Genomic DNA, 16,910 nt, shown 5'->3' on the forward strand with positions numbered 1-16,910 from the left:
GATAAATATTTGCAGGCTTCTTTGTCCGCAATAAAATATTAATTTTCCCGATAGATTGGCCCAGGTTGATATAACGGTGGTAATTGAAACGGTTCAGATACATCTTTATTCACCGCTTGTTCTACACCTTTAACATCATCATCTTCCACCTGTACGATATTCTCTTCTCGCAACTCCTGTTGTGTTTCAGACTCTATGCCTTTACTTACCAGCACCGGCATACCAGAACGACGTACCATCGCTTGTTCAACAATATTCTTATCTGTCTTGCTATTATCAATGAACTTGTTCAAATCGGCTGAGCGGACAATAGGTAATGTCTGTGGATCATCATCCTCTTTTTTAGACAATGGCTGATGTACTTCAATATAACGCTTACCATTTGGTTCTACAGAATACTTAACCGCCTCATTGATAATCTGTACTCGCGTTCCACGGGGCACTGTGTTGAACAACGTTTCAATATCATCAGGACGTAAACGGATACAACCGGAACTCACCCGCATACCGATACCAAAATCAGCATTCGTGCCGTGGATCAAGTATTCTCCTCGCCCGGCAGCTAAGCGCAACGCAAATGCGCCCATTGGGTTTTCCGGACCAGCAGGAACAACCGCAGGTAAGATAACCCCCTGTTCAGCATAATGTTTACGGATATTCTTAGTCGGCGTCCAAGTTGGATCTTTAATTAGCTGACTAACAGATGTTGTCATCACTGGCGTATTACGACCGAGTTGCCCAATACCAATGGGATAAACGATGACTTTGTTTTTTCCTTTAGGAAAATAGTAGAGTCTGAGCTCTGCAAGGTTAATCACAATCCCCTGCCTCGGTGTATCAGGCAACAACATTTGTGATGGAATAATCAGTTCAGAACCCTGAGCAGGCAAATAAGGGTCGGTACCTGGATTAGCTTCCAGCATTGCCAGTAAACCAATTTCATATTCGGCAGCAATGGCCTCTAAAGAACGTCCATCATCGGGTACAACCAATGTCGTATTTTCGCCAATTAAACGACTATTGGCCGCTGGCAAAGTATATTCCGTGGCACTGACTGTGTTAGTTAGCCCACTGAACAATAACACGCCAATAAACGTTAAAACTCGTTTCATGCTTGCTTCCTGGAATGACTTCTGAATGTTATCGAATAAATTTAAGTATAAAAGGTTGAAGCCTTATCGGCCGTACATATTATCAGTAGCTGAAGAAACGCGTAAGACTCGTATTTAAACCATTTTACTTGCCCTATTTCGGATGGCACGTATCATCGCATGTAGCCCCTGCGTGCGTGAGGGTGTCAGATGTTGCTCCAAAGACAATTTTCCAAAATATTCAGTCACATCCAAATCCAGAATCTCCTGGGTTGTTTTACCTTGAAACAGAATAAAGACAATCGCAACCAATCCTTTAACAATAGCGGCATCACTGTCACCAATAAATTCCACTTTGTTTTGGTGATTCATTCTCAGCAATATCCACACCTGGCTCTGGCAACCTGCGATTAAGTTCTCAGGTTGGCGTTGTTCGTCAGTAAGAGGAGGCAGCCTCGCCCCCAGTTCAATCATATAGAGATATCTTTCTTCCCAATTCTGGCAACGGGAAAAATTACGTAACAACTTATTTGTGTCGGGCAAACTTGCCATGACTTTTTCCTTATCACTTTTTTGATCTATATCAACCCAGTAACTGCTCTATTCTCTGCAATGCAACAACAAGTGCATCAATATCTTCTTGCGTAGTATAAATCGCCAATGAGGCCCTACACATGCTGGAAACGTGATAATGTTCCATCACAGGAAGGGCACAATGATGTCCAGTACGGATCGCTATTCCATATTGATCAAGGAAACTTCCCACATCATAAGCATGATGTCGGCCAAGGTTGAAAGCAATAACCCCCTGACGTTGCTCAGGACCATACAATTTCAGGGTTCTGACCTCTTTCAGCCGTGCCATTGCATAATCCATCAGTGCCTGTTCATGCTGCTGAATTTCATCCAGCCCAAGTGAAGTGACATAATCGACAGCAGCACCAAGCCCAATAATTCCCGCAATATTTGGGGTTCCCGCCTCAAATCGCCACGGTGGTTCCGCATAGGTTATCCCCTTTTGCAGGCTGACCTGTTTTATCATTGCGCCACCTCCTTCCCAAGGTGGCATAGCATCCAGCAGGGATTTGCGCCCATAAAGCACACCCATGCCTGTTGGGCCATATAATTTATGACTGGAAAAAACATAGAAATCGCAGTCCAGATCCTGCACATCAACTTGCTTATGCATAATGGCCTGAGCACCATCGACTAGAATAGGTAACCGACTCCCCTGCTCATTAGTTAGTTTTCTTGCCTGTTTTATGATTTGACGTACAGGATTCACTGTGCCAAGCACATTAGAGAGATGAGTAAAAGAGAGTAATTTAGTCCGTGAATCAATCAAAGAGGCTAAGACTACTTGATCCAACTCGCCATTCTCATTCAATGGCCATACTCTAATTTCAAACCCAATCTGTTCTGCCAGCATATACCACGGAACAATATTGGCGTGATGTTCCATTTCAGTAATAACAATATTATCGCCATTATTGATAAACTTGCGGCCATAACTGTTAGCAATCAGGTTAATCCCTTCCGTCGTACCTTTAACGAAGACAATCTCTTCATTACTTTGAGCATGAATAAATTGCGCCATCTGGTAGCGCACATTTTCAACCATCCGAGTAGCCGCAGAGCTCAGGGTATGAATTCCCCGGTGAACTGCCGCATACTGGTGCAAACAAAATTCACTTTCTCGTTCAATAACCGAAACCGGCTTCTGAGTGCTGGCAGCACTATCAAGATAAACCAATGGATACCCATTAACCTGTTGAGTTAACACCGGGAAATCTTGCCGCACCTTTTTTACAGAAAAAGTCATCTTTCCACTCTCGCTAAACGGTGCTTAATGTGTTTCATAACAACAGCCTTCAGGAATTCATCTTCAATAGATTCAGTAAGCTCAGCAGCAAAAGCAAATACCATCATATGCTCTGCATCACGTCGTTCGATACCGCGTGATTGCAGATAAAACAGTTGTTCTTCATCTATCCGGCCAACGGTCGCACCATGACTGCATTTCACATCATCAGCGTAAATTTCCAGTTGAGGTTTGGTATCCACTTCTGCCTGTTTGCCTAACAACAAATAGTTATTGGTCATTTGTCCGTCAGTTTTCAATGCATGAGGAGCCACTTTAATCATGCCGTTAAATACCGCTTTGCTCTGATCCATCACAATGGTTTTATGCAACTGGCGGCTTTCACAATGCCCCTTATTATGTTCCAAATAAGTACGAGTATCAGCGACCTCTTTTCCTTGTGGCAACAGTAAGCTGTTCAACGACAGATTGGCCCCTTCGCCATTCAACTTAACACTGGTATTGTGTCGGCCAAGCCCTGAGCCTAATAAAAAGCTGGTGCTTTTTACTTGAGCATCACGACCAATCACAATATCGTTATGGGCAAAGTGATAGCTTGCACTGTTCTCAACCCCCAGTTTTATATGGGCGAAATGGGCATTATCCCCCACTTCCGCAGTTAATCGGCTTCCTGTCATATGAGGTTGTTGTCTATCAATACTGACGAAATGTTCAATCACGCTGGCACTCGCATTCGTGCCTACGGCAATGTGGTAGCGGTAATGACTGCTATTCAATGCTTCACTACTGTGACCACTGGTTATATTCAGCAGGTACAGCGGCTTTTCTGCCACTTGCCCAGCCTTTAACGTAATAACCAAAGGTTGTTGGGCCAAACTCTCTGTCAAATGCAGAAAAATCTCACCCTGTATCGGTGCCGGAAGCCCACTTTTGTTATCCAGTAAACTGAGCTGATATGGCCCAAATTCACAGGAACTCAGTAAAGGTGAAAAACAACCATCCACCATAACGACACGCCAACAATCCATTGGAATCGCCAGTTGTTCGCATTGTGCTACTGTCAATTCCCAAGTTTTGCTGCTGTATTGCTGATTTAACAATTTATCCAACGGCGTATAACGCCAATCTTCATGTCTGAATTGAGGAAAACCGGTTTTAATGGCTTTCTGCCAATGCAAACTGGCATGAGATGAATCCTCACCATGACGGCTGCGGTACAAATCAGCAAAACGTGCTAATGCTTGCTGGTTACGTTCTGCAACCTGCCGCACCTTTTCAGCTTTTTCACTGTTGGTCAATAAGCCAGCCATAACCTTGCTCCTCCAACTTTTTCGCCAGACTGAAATCACCGGATTTAATTATTCTTCCCTGATAAAGCACATGCACAAAATCAGGTTTCACATAATCCAAAATACGTTGGTAATGGGTCACAATAATGAATGAGCGGTTTGGATCACGTAGAGAATTCACACCATTAGCCACAATTTTCAATGCATCAATATCCAGCCCTGAATCTGTCTCATCCAGAATACAAAGTGTCGGTTCCAGCGCGGCCATTTGCAGAATATCATTACGTTTTTTTTCACCACCGGAAAAGCCGACATTGACTGAACGTGTCAGCAAATCCGGCGGCATATCCAACAATTCAATTTTTTCTTCGATAAAATCGGCAAAATCAAAGCGATCCAGCGGCTCCTGATAGCGATATTGGCGAACAGCGTTCACTGCGGTTTGCAGGAAAAATTGATTACTGACACCCGGAATTTCTACCGGATATTGAAACGCCAGGAAAATCCCCTCCCCGGCTCGCTCTTCTGGCTCAAATCTAAGTAACTCCTTGCCTTTAAAGATGATTTCACCATCATCGATTTCATACTCTTCACGGCCAGCTAACGTTGCTGATAATGTACTTTTACCGGAACCATTTGGCCCCATGATGGCATGAATTTCACCCGGTTTAACTTCAAGATTTAATCCTTTTAAGATTTCATTACCTTCAACACTGACTCGTAAATTTTTAATACTTAACATATTACATGCCTTCGAACGACTTAACGTTCTGTCATAAAAAAGGGAAACCGAGAAAATTCATCCGACGCTGTGTTCAAGGCTGATCGCCAGCAATTTTTGTGCTTCAACAGCAAATTCCAGGGGAAGTTCAGAGAACACATCCTTACAGAATCCATTAACAATCATGGAAATCGCATCATCTTCACTGATGCCACGTTGCAAGCAATAGAACAATTGATCTTCACCAATGCGGGAGGTTGTCGCTTCATGCTCCAGTTGCGCCGTATTGTTCTGTACTTCTACATAAGGGAATGTATGTGCGCCACATTCAGTACCAATCAACATGGAGTCACATTGGGTATAGTTACGAGCGTTTTCTGCTCCCGATAATATTTTAACCAGCCCACGATAACTGTTCTGACTACGACCGGCAGAAATGCCCTTTGAAATAATGGTCGATTTGGTATTACGACCAATGTGGATCATCTTGGTACCGGTATCTGCCTGTTGAGTACCGTTAGTCAGCGCAACGGAGAAAAACTCGCCAATCGAGTTATCCCCTTTCAGGATCACACTGGGATATTTCCAAGTAATTGCGGAACCTGTTTCCGATTGAGTCCAAGACATTTTGGCATTTTCGCCTTCACATAATGCTCTTTTAGTGACAAAGTTGAGAATCCCCCCGGTACTATCACCACCGGAAAACCAGTTTTGTACCGTGGAATATTTCACTTCGGCATCTTTATGGATAATCACTTCGACAACAGCAGCATGAAGTTGATAACTATCACGCACCGGTGCAGAGCACCCTTCTATATAGCTGACATAACTGCCTTCATCAGCAATCAGGATAGTGCGCTCAAATTGTCCCGTTTTCGCCGCGTTGATACGGAAATAGGTGGACAGTTCCATTGGGCATCGAACGCCTTTTGGCACATAAACAAAAGTACCATCAGAAGCCACCGCGGCATTCAGCGCGGCAAAAAAGTTATCATGGCTTGCAACCACACTGCCGAGATATTTACGGACCAATCCGGGATATTCCTGTATCGCTTCACTAAATGAGCAGAAAATAATCCCTTCTTTCGCTAACTTATCCCGATAGGTCGTTGAAACAGAAACGGAGTCAAAAATAGCATCTACCGCAACAGCTTCACCTTCCCGTACAGGAACACCCAACTTATCAAATGTTTCTTCAATTTCCGCGGTTAAATAGCTATTAGCTTGCTCCGCCCCTGTTCCTTGGACAGCACCAGATTGTGAATTGCAACTATCACCACAAGCACCGCATGAAGGTGCTGAATAGTAACTGTAGTCCTGGTAATCAAGATTAGGATAATTGGCTTTCAACCAATGAGGCTCTTCCATTCCTAGCCAATGGCGATAAGCCTCCAGCCGAAATTCAAGCATCCATACAGGCTCATTGCGTTTTGCGGAAATGGCCCGCACAACATCTTCACTCAAACCTTTAGCTAACTCATCCGTCGCTACCTGAGTAAAGAAGCCTTCTTTATAACGATGATCGCTGAGCCAAGTCTGCACATCATCACTGATTTCTACATTGCTCTGAGACATATATTGGTACACTTATATACCAAAGCTTTCACCACACCCACAGGCATGTTGTGCTTTTGGATTATTGAATTTAAATATCTGATTCAAACCTTCACGAACAAAATCCACTTCAGTACCATCAATAAATGGCATTGCTTTCAGAGGAACATATAGACATGCACCTTCACTTTCATACCTTAGATCATCAGGTGCCGGATCGTTAACCATCTCAAACACATAGCCAAAGCCGGCACATCCTGACTGCTTAACCCCCAGATATAAACCCTTACTTTGTGGGTTTTGCTGCATCAATTTTAAGATCTGCGCTGCGGCTCCCGCGGTAATGGTGATTCCCTGCCATGTGGTTTCATTCAGAGAAAAGGTTTCAACACTGTTTGTCATAGTTGACCTCACATTTGTTCTATAGCCATTTTTGCCGCCGTTATCGGAGAGTTCTCCTCCCGTATAATGGTAATGATAACCTTTATCACTTCAACCATTTGTTTTAAGAGGATATACCTTAATCAGCCCAAACTTTATACAAACACGATGATTTATGTTCATTCCACATGAAGGCATATCTTTAATTTACTGTTTTATCTATAAATTATTAGTTTGATCAATTGTGCTATTTTTTACTTATTGGCGTAAGACAAAAGCACAAAAAGTTCATCAGAAATACCATTTGATGTGAACTTTCAGATATATGGGAGAGTAGTTCCTTTCCTAGTATGAAAATAGCAGCCAGCCAGATAAAATTGACATAGTTAGCCGGAGATACAAAATAGAGATTATCATTATGATCATAATATATACAAATAGAATTTCTATTTAATTGACGCAATTAATTAAACGTATTAAAAAACAATTTTATCTATATATTCCATTTTCAACATTTATTCCCTTTTTATTAATAATTTTACTAACTGGCTAATTTAATTCGAAGGTATTACGTGACCATAATAAATATTTTCAAGATCTTGCTTCTCATGCGAATAAACGTATACTACCTCCGGGTGCTTGAGACTTTCTGTCTTGAGCATTATGTTCTAAGTAAGAATTATGTTTCAGGCAGAAAGAGAAAAGCCCCATCCGACTATAAATCGAAATGAGGCTACTCCTATGGTCAACAACATAAGGCTAGCCTCTTACCTAGTAAAAAGCAAGGAGAGAAGGCGATGAAGCCGTAAAAAATCGCAATATTTAGTTTGATCATTATTTGTGTGACATTACTCATATTCACGTGGATAACCAGGGGTTCAATCTGTAAACTCCATATCAAACGAGGTAATACAGAGGTTGCGGCAAGCATGGCTTACGAATCCAGCAACAGGTAAGGCAACCTTCGGCGGGAGGTTTTTACTCCCGCCCTTTGAGATGTTGTTATGACTTAGTTCTCAGGCACCCTTCATATTTAAGTGGAAAATAGAGAGTTGCTATTATTATATATACAAATAGAGTTTCTATTTAATCAACTCAATTAATCAAATGCATTAAGAAACAATTTTATCTATACCTTATGGATTTCAAGATGCATCGCGGCGGCAAGGGAGCGAATCCCCGGGAGCATAGATAACTATGTGACCGGGGGGAGTGAGTGCAGCCAACAAAGAGGCAACTTGAAGGATGACAGGTATATATATTCCATCATCAATATCCCTTCATTTTTTATTAATAGCTTGACTGGCTGGCTAATTTAATTTGAAGGTATTACGTGACCATAATAAATATTTTCAAGATCTTGCTTCTCATGCGAATAAACGTATACTGCCTTCCGGGTGCTTGAGACTTTCTGTCTTGAGCATTATGTTCCAGGCAGAAAGAAAAAAGCCCCATCCGACTATAAATCGAAATGAGGCTGTTCCTATGCATGACAACATAAGGCTAGCCTCTTACCTGAAAAAAAGCAAGGAGAGAAGGCGATGAAGCCGCAAAAAATCGCAATATTTAGTTTGATCATTATTTGTGTGACGTTACTTATATTCACATGGATAACCAGGGGTTCAATCTGTAAACTCCATATCAAACGAGGTAATACAGAGGTTGCGGCAATCATGGCTTACGAATCCAGCAACAGGTAAGGCAACCTTCGGCGGGAGGTTTTTACTCCCGCCCTTTGAGATGTTGTTATGACTTAGTNTGTTCTAAGTAAGAATTATGTTTCAGGCAGAAAGAGAAAAGCCCCATCCGACTATAAATCGAAATGAGGCTACTCCTATGGTCAACAACATAAGGCTAGCCTCTTACCTAGTAAAAAGCAAGGAGAGAAGGCGATGAAGCCGCAAAAAATCGCAATATTTAGTTTGATCATTATTTGTGTGACGTTACTTATATTCACATGGATAACCAGGGGTTCAATCTGTAAACTCCATATCAAACGAGGTAATACAGAGGTTGCGGCAATCATGGCTTACGAATCCAGCAACAGGTAAGGCAACCTTCGGCGGGAGGTTTTTACTCCCGCCCTTTGAGATGTTGTTATGACTTAGTTCTCAGGCACCCTTTATATTTAAGTGGAAAATAGAGAGTTGCTATTATTATATATGCAAATAGAGTTTCTATTTAATCAACTCAATTAATCAAACGCATTAAGAAACAATTTTATCTATATACTTCATCATCAATATTCCTTCATTTTTTATTAATAGTTTGACTAGCTGGCTAATTTAATTTGAAGGTATTACGTGACCATAATAAATATTTTCAAGATCTTGCATCTCATGCGAATAAACGTATACTGCCTCCGGGTGCTTGAGACTTTCTGTCTTGAGCATTGTGTTCTAAGTAAGAATTATGTTTCAGGCAGAAAGAGAAAAGCCCCATCCGACTATAAATCGAAATGAGGCTACTCCTAATGCACAAACAACATAAGGCTAGCCTCTTATCTGGCAAAAAGCAAGGAGAGAAGGCGATGAAGCCGCAAAAAATCGCAATATTTAGTTTGATCATTATTTGTGTGACGTTACTTATATTCACATGGATAACCAGGGGTTCAATCTGTAAACTCCATATCAAACGAGGTAATACAGAGGTTGCGGCAATCATGGCTTACGAATCCAGCAACAGGTAAGGCAACCTTCGGCGGGAGGTTTTTACTCCCGCCCTTTGAGATGTTGTTATGACTTAGTTCTCAGGCACCCTTTATATTTAAGTGGAATTAAACATAAATCCTACTTTCACTTTACTTTATATTTTATCTAGGAAAAATTGATATGGTTAACCGGCAGGAAGAGAATATATACTTATTAATGTAAGACAAAAACACAAAAAGTTCATAAAGAGACATGATTTCAGATATACCGGAGAATAATTTATCCTCCGGATTAAAATAACAATCAGCCAAACAGTAATTAGGAAGTTTTGTCACTTTCAAAAAAGTGGTTCAAGGCTGACAGTTACCACATTCAGAAACTATCTTATCGATATATACAGCCCTTAACAGCCTTTCTTTTCTATTATTAACAGCCTCACTCGCTGCTAATTTATAATCATCAGGAAGATGATCTGAAAAATAATTCAGTTTTTCCTTAAGTAAGGATACATTGATAATATTTTTATTTCTAACATTATCTACAATAGACAAGAATAAAGTAAAAAAATTAGCTTTATTTAACCAATAAGATTTACTAGTAAATTTCATTTTTAATATAATAGAGGCTGTTTTTTCAAAATTATCAATAAGCTCGTCTTTTTCTTCAAACACATAAGAATAACTATTCAAATAATCATATGTTTTGTCATTCCTATTAAAAAATGAATATAAATACGTTGACATAATATTCAATATATGAATTAAATGTACTTTTCTAATCAAATCTCTTGATGTATAAATACCTTTCTCCAAAATTAATTTTCTAAAATTATTAACTTCCTTAGTTTTTGCCCAAGAATAGAATTCTACAGGAATATTAGGATCTTCTTTGAACTTAGCTTCTTCATCTTCCATCCAAGATATATCGATCTGATCAGTCAATAATTTCGCAACAAGCATATAATCTGATGTAGAATATTGAGATGCTAATTTTTCTATAGTTGTCAAAGAATTTGATGTTCTATTAATTCTCTGAAATATATCATTAATCTTAGGATCGTCATTTTCAAGATCAAGCTCAATGACTGCTATTTCATACTTTAGAAAATTAGCTTTATCATCACCATCTAATTCATTAAAATATTTATTTCTCACAGGAAACTTATCATCAATAAATTCCATTATCGCATTTGTTCTTTGCTGTCCATCAACGATACAAGAAACTGTTATCATTCTATCCACATCAATTTTCCCTTTCGATATAAATATCTGCGGGAAACAATATTGTATCAATAAAATCTACTTTATGCGTTTCTCGCCAGACCAAATTTCTTTGAAAATATGCGTCAGGTATTAATTTTTTACTACGAATATCATTCACTAAATTTAGTAAAGAAACTGAACGAACTCTATAATCTATCATATTACCCCCTCTCTATATTTTTCAATTAAATCAGATTGTTTAATTTCAAAAAAACATTGTGATTGATATATGCCAGCATTTATAGATTTAAATAAACATCTATAATTTTGAGACAACTTGTTAAAAAATGAGAACCAATCTTCTTTTTCAGGACAATATGGCATTAAGTCCGGCCTAAATATTCCTTTAGAAATACAATTTTTATATTGCACAAATTTACTTCTATTACTCTCTCTATTTAGAGGGAAATCTCTTATATCTTGAAATCCTTTTGTTTTATAAAAAAAATCTCCGAGTACCTAATAAATAATTCATTACTAATAATCGCAATATCTAAATCAGAATCTCCTGGAGAGAACGTAGAAGATTTATATATGCTTTGACCAATTTTTGCAGATCCAACAACATGTATTGACGAAAATAGTATGCAAAGTTTAGAGCTAATCTGATTAAATATTTCATATTGTAGCTCTTCATTATTATGAAAAACATGTGTTGGATAGCATAAATATATTTTTCTCACTATTTCATGATGTGGAATATTATTATCTATACCTGTCATCCTTCAAGTTGCCTCTTTGTTGGCTGCACTCGCTCACCCCGATCACATAGTTATCTATGCTCCCGGGGATTCACTCCCTTGCCGTCGCGATGCATCTTGAAATCCATAGGGTATATAAGATATATGAAAACACAATTTATACAGATAATAATATTATAAAAATATCGATAATGCCTATAAAAAATCTATTTCTTGGAGGATTATCACAATTAAATTTAATACATAAATAACCCTTTCACTTAATAAGTAGGTTATTTCTATTGAAAATAACCTACCTTCATTTTATCCAGGCAAAACTGATGTGGTTAACCGAGAGGTACAGCACAAATGTTGCCGCTCATCAAAAATATCAATTCGCCACACCTGGTGATTGCGGCCAATATGAATAGGTTTACATACGCCTTTCACTTCACCACTACGAACCGAGCGAATATGATTAGCATTGATTTCCAGCCCAACAACTTTTTTCTCACCTTCGGAACAGAGATACCCAGCTAAAGAACCGAGTGATTCTGCCAGCACAACAGATGCCCCGCCATGCAATAAACCAAATGGCTGACGCGTGCGATAATCAACCGGCATTGTGCCTTCAATATAGTCATCACCGATATGCGTGATTTTTATGCCCAGATGGCCCATCATACATTGGCTATTTACTTGATTCAGGCTATCCAGTCCAATATCACGTTTCCAAATCATGGGATTATCTCCAATAAAGCTTGCAACGGATGCTTAAGTACTTGCCCTTCTATCCGTTTAACCTGACTGCGGCAGGAATAACCGGAGCTTAGACAACGCTCCAATGGTAATTTCTGCAAGGCAGGTTGCCAGGATAACTTATAGATACCAATAGAGTGTTCTATGTTTTTGTTTTCATGACCATAGGTTCCGGCCATGCCACAGCAGCCTACACTGATATTATCCAGCTTGCTACCCAACCGATGGAAAATTTTTTCCCACTGTTGACTACTGCCCGGTAGCATAGTCACTTCGGTACAATGTCCAAATAGATACCATTTATCACCGGATCTTTCTTCATGGCCACTTTTCTCTGGTAAGCTATTAATCAACCATTCATGAACAAGCTGAACCTCAAACTTCCCTCGCTGTTCTCCCAAAATTTCTTTATATTCGTCCCGGTAGCACAGTACCAGCGCTGGATCGACACCGACCATAGGAATACCCAACTCAGCAACCCGGTTCAGAAAATCTGACGTCTTTTTGGCCGTTTTAGCAAAACGGGATAAGAAGCCTTTGATATGTTGTGCTTTACCGTTTGGAGAAAATGGCAGCAATACGGGTTTATATCCCAATTTTTCTACCAAATAGGCAAAATCAGCCACAACTTTAGCATCGTAATAACTCGTGAACGGATCCTGAACGATCAACACGTGTTCATCACGATGAACTTGTTCCATTTTTTCAAGCTGTTCCAGTGTGGTCGAAAGTGCATAATGACCCGCCAATTGTTGGTGCAGCGTCGGGCTGGATAACAAGGGTAAATCCACCATGCCGATAGTCCGACGACTCAATTCTTGCATCCACGGTTGTTTCAGAAAGAAATTAAAGACCCGAGGGACCTTAGCCATTAATGGCGTACTGCTTTCCGCACTCGCCACGATATGATCACGTAAAGGACGAAAATAGCGGCCGTGATATAACTCAAGAAAACGTGCACGAAATGACGGAACATCAATTTTAATCGGGCACTGTGTTGAGCAAGCTTTGCATGCCAGACAACCCGACATTGCCTCTTTCACTTCGTGAGAAAAGTCATACTCCCCGCGCCATGCCTGCCAACTATTGTGGGTCCTCTCAATCAACCCACGCAAACTTGGTCGTTTTTGTTCTAATCCCTGTTTCAGTAACGTCGGCTCCACCCCCTGTTCAGCCAAAAGGCGCAGCCATTCACGCACCAGTGTTGCGCGTCCTTTCGGTGAATGAATACGTTGCTGACTCACTTTCATTGATGGACACATCGGGCTTTTTACATCGAAATTAAAACAGAGCCCATTCCCATTACACTCCATAGCACCGCGGAATGTATTCCTGACATTTACCGGAATTGTCCGGTCATACGTTCCTCGCTTAACAGCATCGACTTTCATCATCGGGGCATCAACCCCCATCGGCGGACAAATTTTACCCGGATTCAAGCGATTATCCGGGTCAAAGGCAGCCTTAATTCGGCGTAATTCTTCATACAAGATGCTACCGAAAAATGCCGGGCTGTATTCAGCACGAAATCCTTTACCATGCTCTCCCCACAGCAAACCACCATAACGTGCGGTGAGACTGACAATTTCATCAGAAATCTGTTTCATCAGTATCTCTTGCTGAGGATCGCACATATCCAACGCCGGCCGAACATGCAGCACCCCCGCATCCACATGACCAAACATACCGTAATTAAGATGATGACTATCCAATAGCTGCCGGAATTCCGCAATATAATCAGCAAGATGCTGTGGCGGCACACACGTATCTTCCACAAAAGGAATGGGTTTCGCCGCACCTTTACTGTTACCCAACAAGCCAACCGCTTTCTTGCGCATTGCATAAATACGCTCAATATCCGCTAACTCTCGGCAAATTTGATAACCAATAACCCCAGCTTGCTTGCTATCCATCAGTTCATCAAGGCGCTGACAAAGTGTTTCTACTTGCCGGTCTATCAAAGGTTGATCATCGCCACTGAATTCAACAATATTCAACCCCTGCATATCTTTGTTCGGAACATCAGTGATCAATTCCTTAACTGAATGCCAGACGATATCCTCACGCGCCAAATTCAGCACCTTGGAATCCACGGTTTCAACCGATAATGCCTTTGCCTCCACCATAAAAAGGGCATTACGCAGTGCAGAATCAAATGAATCATATTTCACATTCACCAATCGCCTAACTTTTGGCAGCGGAGTAATATCCAAAACCGCTTCGGTAATAAAAGCTAGCGTTCCTTCTGAACCGGTTAAGATACGACCTAAGTCAAATTTCCGCATATCGTCACTGAAAACATGGCGCAAATCATAACCGGTCAGAAAGCGATTAAGTTTGGGGAATTTTTCAACGATAAGTTCACGTTGTTCACGGCAACGACTAAGCACCGTGTTATAAATGCGACCGGTAACAGAATCCTCTTGCGCAATCGATTCCGCCTGGACTATATCCATAGCGCGGGTGTCAAGTAATTCCCCCCCTAATAGAACTGCCCGTAGGCTAAGAACATGATCAGAAGTTTTACCATAGACTAATGAGCCCTGACCGGATGCGTCAGTATTAATCATACCGCCCAATGTTGCACGGTTACTGGTTGAAAGCTCCGGTGAAAAGAAATAACCATATGGACGCAAATATTGATTCAGTTGGTCTTTAATCACACCCGCTTCAACTCTGACCCAACCTTGCTCCGGGTTAATCTCAAGAATGCGATTCATATAACGGGACATATCCACCACAATGCCGTCATTAAGCGCCTGACCGTTTGTGCCTGTACCGCCACCGCGTGGAGTAAATGTCAAATTCTGATATTCTTTTTCACCTGCGACACGAGCCAGTAAAACCACATCGGCACTGGATCGAGGGAAAACGACAGCCTGTGGTAAGAGTTGATAGATACTGTTATCTGTCGCCATTGTCAGACGATCGGCATAACTACTGGCAACATCTCCGGTAAATCCTTGTTCCTTTAATGTATCCAAGAACTTCTGTGCGACCTCACTGACGTGCGGTGCTTGTGATATGCGTGGGATCATTATCGTTTTGACCCTTTTAGAATGAGTGTCCACATTGCTTCATTTATACTATCTTTGAATCAATGCCTTAATCAGCCGTAACCATTTACCACCGTTAACTGATTTGTCTGAGAAGGCAAGCGTTTACCTTATCATAATATTCACCTATTTTGAGTAACCTGTAGATAACATCCTATTTATTCATTATCTTTAGCGCCATTAAATCTCTGAGAGAAATTAACTTATGGACAAATCTCAACCGCATTATGATTTACCAAAACTATTATTTACTTTAATTTTCCTGTCACTGTTAATTGTTACCAGCTTTTGGGTGATAAAGCCCTTTATCTTCGGTTTTGTCTGGGCCGGCATGGTTGTTATCGCCACCTGGCCATTATTAGAAAAACTACAGAGCAGTTTATGGGGTAAACGCTGGATTGCGGTCTCCATCATGACGCTACTGCTAATTCTATTATTTGTGATCCCTATCGCATTACTGGTCAGTAGTTTATTGGAAAACAGCGCGCCATTAATCCAGTGGGCTAAATCCCCCTCTCATTTTCAGATACCGACAATGACCTGGCTGAATAACATCCCTCTGGTTGGCGATAAACTATACAGCGGTTGGAACTCACTCATTACTGATGGTGGAAATGTTCTGATAGCTAAAGTCCAGCCTTATGTTGGAGAAGCAGCAACCTGGTTCTTTACTCAAGCAGCAAATGCCGGGCGTTTCGTATTCCATCTCGGTTTGATGGTGCTATTCAGCGTGCTCTTATATCTAAAAGGAGAACAGGTGACGATGAGCATTCGCCATTTTGCCATTCGCTTGGCAAATAAACGCGGAGATGCCGCCATCCTGTTAGCAGCACAATCCATCCGTGCCGTAGCGCTTGGAGTGGTGGTTACCGCACTGGTTCAAGCCATTATCGGTGGTCTTGGCTTGGCTGTTTCAGGCATTCCTTATGCTACATTGCTGACAGTACTCATGTTTGTCTGTTGTGTCGCTCAACTCGGTCCATTACTGATTTTAGTTCCCGCTGTTGCCTGGCTTTATTGGACAGGTGATACAACCTGGGGAACCGTGCTACTGGTCTGGAGCGGTATCGTAACGACAATGGATGGGTTTCTTCGCCCATTTTTAATCCGTCTGGGCGCAGATTTACCTATGGTGCTGATATTAATAGGCGTTATTGGTGGAATACTCTCATTTGGCATGATTGGCTTATTTATCGGCCCCGTTGTATTAGCAGTTGCTTATCGTTTATTAATCGCATGGATGAATGAAGTCCCAGAACCTAAAAATGATTTAGCCGAAACTGAAAAATATCTGGAACAGAAATTTTCAGAATAAATTTGTATGATAATTAATTCTGACTTATATAGCGAAAGAGAGTTAGCTCTTTCGCTAAAGCATAATCTCAATAAAACTTATCACTCTTCTGAGGTGCTGATTTATTAAATATCATTATTGTAAAGTAATTGTTAAAAAATCGTTAAATTTGGCTCATTATAGCCGTAAATAATACGTAAATTAGGACAATTCTTAATGAATAAACTATTTAACTAAATTAATATAAGTGGGCTATGAACGAGACGTTTATTTCTCCTTTTGATGGTTCTACTTGTTAGAAACACCTATATTGCTGTGTGTAGTCCTTGCCTATCACGCCCATGATAGGC

15 protein-coding genes are annotated in these 16,910 nt (G+C 40.7%); 5 read left to right on the plus strand and 10 right to left on the minus strand.

The window, feature by feature from the left end:
• Window positions 1-38: 38 nt before the first annotated feature.
• The 7 genes from CKY02_RS01420 to sufA all read right to left on the minus strand — a co-directional run bounded on the left by CKY02_RS01420 (window position 39) and on the right by sufA (window position 6,879).
• Window positions 39-1,112, minus strand: coding sequence for a L,D-transpeptidase family protein (locus CKY02_RS01420; protein WP_112893941.1), 1,074 nt, complete (start codon window positions 1,110-1,112; stop codon window positions 39-41).
• Window positions 1,113-1,226: 114 nt separating this feature from the next.
• Window positions 1,227-1,643, minus strand: coding sequence for a cysteine desulfuration protein SufE (gene sufE, locus CKY02_RS01425; protein WP_112893942.1), 417 nt, complete (start codon window positions 1,641-1,643; stop codon window positions 1,227-1,229).
• Between the two features lie 31 nt (window positions 1,644-1,674).
• Window positions 1,675-2,913, minus strand: a complete 1,239-nt coding sequence (sufS, locus tag CKY02_RS01430) for a cysteine desulfurase SufS (protein WP_112893943.1) — start codon at window positions 2,911-2,913, stop codon at window positions 1,675-1,677.
• Window positions 2,910-4,223 carry a Fe-S cluster assembly protein SufD gene (gene sufD, locus CKY02_RS01435; RefSeq protein WP_112893944.1) on the minus strand — a complete coding sequence of 438 codons (1,314 nt, stop codon included), beginning with the start codon at window positions 4,221-4,223 and terminating at the stop codon, window positions 2,910-2,912. The genes sufS and sufD overlap by 4 nt, the downstream gene beginning before the upstream one ends.
• Window positions 4,198-4,944, minus strand: a complete 747-nt coding sequence (sufC, locus tag CKY02_RS01440; RefSeq protein WP_112893945.1) for a Fe-S cluster assembly ATPase SufC — start codon at window positions 4,942-4,944, stop codon at window positions 4,198-4,200. The genes sufD and sufC overlap by 26 nt, the downstream gene beginning before the upstream one ends.
• A gap of 57 nt (window positions 4,945-5,001) precedes the next feature.
• On the minus strand, window positions 5,002-6,498 hold the full coding sequence (gene sufB / locus CKY02_RS01445) for a Fe-S cluster assembly protein SufB (RefSeq protein WP_112893946.1): 1,497 nt from the start codon (window positions 6,496-6,498) through the stop codon (window positions 5,002-5,004).
• A 12-nt stretch (window positions 6,499-6,510) separates the two neighbouring features.
• Complete coding sequence (gene sufA / locus CKY02_RS01450; protein ID WP_112893947.1) at window positions 6,511-6,879, minus strand: Fe-S cluster assembly scaffold SufA; 369 nt, start codon at window positions 6,877-6,879, stop codon at window positions 6,511-6,513.
• Window positions 6,880-7,670: 791 nt separating this feature from the next.
• Here sufA and CKY02_RS01455 point away from each other — a divergent pair.
• From CKY02_RS01455 to CKY02_RS01470, 4 genes are all read left to right on the plus strand, one after another.
• Complete coding sequence (locus tag CKY02_RS01455) at window positions 7,671-7,814, plus strand: Hok/Gef family protein (RefSeq protein ID WP_240001972.1); 144 nt, start codon at window positions 7,671-7,673, stop codon at window positions 7,812-7,814.
• 585 nt (window positions 7,815-8,399) lie between these two features.
• On the plus strand, window positions 8,400-8,558 hold the full coding sequence (locus CKY02_RS01460) for a Hok/Gef family protein (RefSeq protein ID WP_105395194.1): 159 nt from the start codon (window positions 8,400-8,402) through the stop codon (window positions 8,556-8,558).
• Between the two features lie 192 nt (window positions 8,559-8,750).
• The gene (locus CKY02_RS01465; RefSeq protein WP_105395194.1) at window positions 8,751-8,909 is read left to right on the plus strand and encodes a Hok/Gef family protein; all 159 of its coding nucleotides are present in this window, start codon (window positions 8,751-8,753) and stop codon (window positions 8,907-8,909) included.
• Between the two features lie 479 nt (window positions 8,910-9,388).
• Window positions 9,389-9,547: a Hok/Gef family protein gene (locus CKY02_RS01470; RefSeq protein ID WP_105395194.1), complete on the plus strand. Its 159-nt coding sequence runs from the start codon at window positions 9,389-9,391 to the stop codon at window positions 9,545-9,547.
• 312 nt (window positions 9,548-9,859) lie between these two features.
• Here the strand turns inward: CKY02_RS01470 and CKY02_RS01475 are convergent, their stop codons facing one another.
• The 3 genes from CKY02_RS01475 to ydiJ form a co-directional block, all read right to left on the minus strand.
• The gene (locus CKY02_RS01475; RefSeq protein WP_238399131.1) at window positions 9,860-10,750 is read right to left on the minus strand and encodes a DUF262 domain-containing protein; all 891 of its coding nucleotides are present in this window, start codon (window positions 10,748-10,750) and stop codon (window positions 9,860-9,862) included.
• A 1,025-nt stretch (window positions 10,751-11,775) separates the two neighbouring features.
• On the minus strand, window positions 11,776-12,192 hold the full coding sequence (locus tag CKY02_RS01485) for a hotdog fold thioesterase (RefSeq protein ID WP_112893949.1): 417 nt from the start codon (window positions 12,190-12,192) through the stop codon (window positions 11,776-11,778).
• Window positions 12,189-15,248 carry a D-2-hydroxyglutarate dehydrogenase YdiJ gene (ydiJ, locus tag CKY02_RS01490; protein WP_112893950.1) on the minus strand — a complete coding sequence of 1,020 codons (3,060 nt, stop codon included), beginning with the start codon at window positions 15,246-15,248 and terminating at the stop codon, window positions 12,189-12,191. The genes CKY02_RS01485 and ydiJ overlap by 4 nt, the downstream gene beginning before the upstream one ends.
• 223 nt (window positions 15,249-15,471) lie before the next feature.
• On the opposite strand from ydiJ, the gene ydiK reads away from it, so the two are divergent.
• A complete protein-coding gene (gene ydiK, locus CKY02_RS01495) occupies window positions 15,472-16,581 on the plus strand; it encodes an AI-2E family transporter YdiK (RefSeq protein ID WP_112893951.1) in 1,110 nt (369 codons plus the stop codon).
• Window positions 16,582-16,910 lie beyond the last annotated feature (329 nt).

Origin of the sequence: Photorhabdus bodei (assembly GCF_003287735.1) — a bacterium.
Taxonomy (GTDB): domain Bacteria; phylum Pseudomonadota; class Gammaproteobacteria; order Enterobacterales; family Enterobacteriaceae; genus Photorhabdus; species Photorhabdus kayaii.

Excerpts from the sequence above, each read along its gene's own strand:
- sufD (WP_112893944.1), bottom strand. The coding sequence starts at position 4,223 with ATGGCTGGCTTATTGACCAACAGTGAAAAAGCTGAAAAGGTGCGGCAG.
- CKY02_RS01465 (WP_105395194.1), top strand. The coding sequence starts at position 8,751 with ATGAAGCCGCAAAAAATCGCAATATTTAGTTTGATCATTATTTGTGTG.
- ydiK (WP_112893951.1), top strand. The coding sequence starts at position 15,472 with ATGGACAAATCTCAACCGCATTATGATTTACCAAAACTATTATTTACT.
- CKY02_RS01470 (WP_105395194.1), top strand. The coding sequence starts at position 9,389 with ATGAAGCCGCAAAAAATCGCAATATTTAGTTTGATCATTATTTGTGTG.
- CKY02_RS01485 (WP_112893949.1), bottom strand. The coding sequence starts at position 12,192 with ATGATTTGGAAACGTGATATTGGACTGGATAGCCTGAATCAAGTAAAT.
- ydiJ (WP_112893950.1), bottom strand. The coding sequence starts at position 15,248 with ATGATCCCACGCATATCACAAGCACCGCACGTCAGTGAGGTCGCACAG.
- sufE (WP_112893942.1), bottom strand. The coding sequence starts at position 1,643 with ATGGCAAGTTTGCCCGACACAAATAAGTTGTTACGTAATTTTTCCCGT.
- sufS (WP_112893943.1), bottom strand. The coding sequence starts at position 2,913 with ATGACTTTTTCTGTAAAAAAGGTGCGGCAAGATTTCCCGGTGTTAACT.
- CKY02_RS01420 (WP_112893941.1), bottom strand. The coding sequence starts at position 1,112 with ATGAAACGAGTTTTAACGTTTATTGGCGTGTTATTGTTCAGTGGGCTA.
- sufB (WP_112893946.1), bottom strand. The coding sequence starts at position 6,498 with ATGTCTCAGAGCAATGTAGAAATCAGTGATGATGTGCAGACTTGGCTC.
- sufC (WP_112893945.1), bottom strand. The coding sequence starts at position 4,944 with ATGTTAAGTATTAAAAATTTACGAGTCAGTGTTGAAGGTAATGAAATC.
- sufA (WP_112893947.1), bottom strand. The coding sequence starts at position 6,879 with ATGACAAACAGTGTTGAAACCTTTTCTCTGAATGAAACCACATGGCAG.
- CKY02_RS01460 (WP_105395194.1), top strand. The coding sequence starts at position 8,400 with ATGAAGCCGCAAAAAATCGCAATATTTAGTTTGATCATTATTTGTGTG.